Origin of the sequence: Sinomonas sp. (genome assembly GCF_036848755.1) — a bacterium.
Classification (GTDB): Bacteria; Actinomycetota; Actinomycetes; order Actinomycetales; family Micrococcaceae; genus Sinomonas.
This window is the reverse complement of record NZ_DAIUJO010000228.1, coordinates 1-2,358: the sequence shown is the minus strand read 5'-3', so window position 1 is coordinate 2,358 and position 2,358 is coordinate 1. Positions and strand designations below refer to the sequence as shown.

The 2,358-nt window shown below is 72.9% G+C and carries 2 protein-coding genes; one reads left to right on the top strand and one right to left on the bottom strand.

The annotated features are described in order from the left end of the window. Positions 1-448: hypothetical protein (locus V7053_RS18775; protein WP_334173771.1), on the top strand; the 448-nt coding region annotated here is incomplete at its 5' end. 355 nt (positions 449-803) lie between these two features. Here the strand turns inward: V7053_RS18775 and V7053_RS18770 are convergent. Beyond that, a complete protein-coding gene (locus V7053_RS18770; protein WP_334173770.1) occupies positions 804-1,829 on the bottom strand; it encodes a YncE family protein in 1,026 nt (341 codons plus the stop codon). Positions 1,830-2,358 lie beyond the last annotated feature (529 nt).

The window sequence follows — 2,358 nt, the reverse complement described above, 5'->3', positions numbered from 1 at the left end:
CCCACTCCACAGGGATGGCATCACGACCGCTTCCCGGCACCTCCGGCAGGAAGCACCCAGGCTGCTCCCGGCGCTCCCGCGCCGGGAGCAGCGCCGTTCGCACCCGCGGCGCCTGAGTGGTGGCCAGGGCAGGCAGCGCGGGAGGAGCATCCCCGCCCGCCCGGGGGCCGGGACGGTCGACGACGGGAAAGGGAAAGGGACCATGTCGGAGGAATCAGCGTATCCGGACGAGGCGATCGCCACCCTCCTGGGGCTGGAGGCGCTTCCCCATGCCGTGCGCCACCAGCTGGGCTCGGTCCTCGGGCAGTCCTATACGGTCAGGTGCGCTGCGCTGCACTTGGTGCTGATGGACCTGCCGGGACAGGTCAGGGACTGCATGAGCCCGGAGCAGCTCAGCGTGGTCTCCCTCGGCCGGACAGCCGCCGCCGAAGCCCTGGGGTGCCCCTGAGGGCAAAGGCATCCAGTGCCGCGATGCGCAACTGACGCCCACCGGGCCTCGAGGTGGTCCTGACAGACAGTCTTGGCGAGGGAGCCTCGGGCGGAGGGCCGCGGCGGAGGCGTAGCCCACGGGTGATCGGGGAGGCTGGCAACGGGTTCGAAGGGCCTCCCATCCGCCGTGGCCAGCACGGCCAGGTCGGCAGGGCGGCGCCCTCGAATCCCGCCATGATGTAGGCGACGCGCCCGCTCGTACCGCCGCCCCGCCCCCGCGGGGCCGCAACCGGAACGGCCAGACGTCGGTGCCCCGTAGGCCGAGGCCGCCAGAGAGAGCAGGGGCCGGGCGCTGATGGGATCTCAGCCCCCTTTCAGCGGGTGATGCCGGTGTGGCCGAGGCAGTATCGCCCGGGCTGGGGCCACACGCACAGCCCGTGGGGCTGTGCGTCCACGGGGATCTTCCGGATCAGGGTCCCGTCCCGGGTGTCGATGACGTAGGCGGCCGCATCGTAGCGGCCGGAGAGCCACAGCTGGGACCCGTCGGCATTCAGGTTGCCCATGTCCGGGCTGCCGCCGCCGGGGATCCGCCACTTTGCCAGGGGGGCGCCCGTGTAGGAGTCCAGGACGCTGATGCTCCCCTCGAGCCTGTTGCTGACGAAGAGCCGGGCGGCGTCACGGGAGTAGTAGAGACCGTGGGCGCCGGCGCCGGTCGCGATGAACCGCCTGACCCCTGTGGCGGCCCCGTCGAGGACCCACAGGCCACCGGCGTCGGAGTCCGCGATGTAGTAGGCCGACCCGTCGGGGGCCAACCTGATGTCCTGCGGGCCCATGTGGGTGTGGCGCTGGGGCATGTCGACCACGCGCACCAGGGAGCGGGAGGGGATGTCCACCACGGCGACCCGGCCGGAGAATTCGGCGGTGAACACCGCCGTGCGCCCGTCGGCGGAGAAGTCGGCGTGGTCGATCCCGGCGCACTCGGGCAAGTCAAGGGTGTGCTGGTGCTGCCAGGTGTGGGGGTCGTACCAGAGCAGCTGCGCCAGCGCTTCGGCGACGACGACCGCGGAGCGGCCGTCGGGGGTGAAGTAGAGGTTGTAGGGGGCCGCGGCCGGGATGGGTCGCCCGGGCAGGCCGGTGCGGGGGTCGAAGGGCACCAGGGCGTTGCCGGCGTCGTCGGTGGCGTACAGGGTGCGCATGTCCCAGGAGGGCACCACGTGCTGGACCTCCGCCCCCGCCGGGTACCTGGCCACGACGGCGAACGTGGCCGGGTCGATCACCCAGACTTGGCCCGAGGTGTTGTGCGGGACGTAGACCAGGGGCCGGTCCGCCCGGACCGCCGGGGAGAGCATCCCGGCCCCGGCCGAGGCGTAGACATTGTGCGGGTCGGCTACCGAGGGCATCCCCGGCAGGGGCGGGTGGGAGGGCTGCGTCGGCGGCCTCGGGGACCGGGATCCCGACGCCGCGGCCGACGGGGCCGACGATCCGGCCGGGGCGGACGCGGGAGCCGGAGCGGAGCATCCGGCCAGGGTCCCCATCCCAGCCGTGCCCAGGCCCCAGCCCAAGCAGGCGAAGACCTGCCGTCTTGATACAGGGCGTCCACCGCTCTCCACTGCGTTCCCTCCCTCCTACGCTGCCGGAGGTCATCTGCATCCGCCCGGTTCCACCTGCCCTGGCAGCGTGGCGGGGCAAGGGGCCTCGGTCCGGACGGCGCCTGTCCCGTCGGGAGACAGGGGCAGCAGTGCCGAGTATTCCCCCAAGCCCCTGAGAGAGTGCTGAGCCCGGGGGACGGACCTGCCTACCCGCTTCCCGTGGCTGCGGGGGCCCGGCTGCCGCTGCCCCGCGGCGCTGCCCCGGTGATGAGGTTCTGGGGCGGGGGGGTGAAGTCCCCGTGGTCGTAGTAGGTGTAGGCCTGCTGCATGTACCGGGCCC